Annotated in this window: 1 protein-coding gene; it reads right to left on the minus strand. The window is 72.7% G+C overall.

Annotated elements, in window-relative coordinates; genetic code table 11:
* Positions 1–461: hypothetical protein (locus ACNPP0_RS25020; RefSeq protein WP_448707308.1), on the minus strand; the 461-nt coding region annotated here is incomplete at both ends.

Genomic DNA, 461 nt, shown 5'->3' on the forward strand with positions numbered 1-461 from the left:
GCGACGGAAGCCAACATCTCGGTGGCGGCGGGCAATGCCGCCGAAGGGTCCTTGATGAAAGCCGCCGCTTGCGACACGGTGCCCGCTGCCGACGCGGCGGAATCGATCATGCCGCTGGCGCCCGGGGCCACCGAGCCCAGCATGCCCGACGCGGCGGGCAGTGCCGACATGGGGTTTGCGACCATGGCCTTTGCCTGCGCGACCATGCCTTGCGCTTGCGAGACCATGCCCATGGTGTTCTTGGCGGTGTTCAGCAGCCCGCCCATCGCGGGGCTGGTGTTGCCCAGCAGGCCCGGGGCGGCGGACAGCGCGCCCATCGGGTTCTTGGCAAGCCCTGCCAGCGTGTTGGCCTGGCCGGCAAGCTGCGACAGCTTGGAGGCGGCGCCTGCCGCCGTCTGGCCCAGGCTGGCCAGGCCGCTGGGCATGGCGTCGCCCAGCGCGCCCAGCCCGGTCCCGGCGCC

This window comes from Achromobacter semiaridum (genome assembly GCF_053543755.1).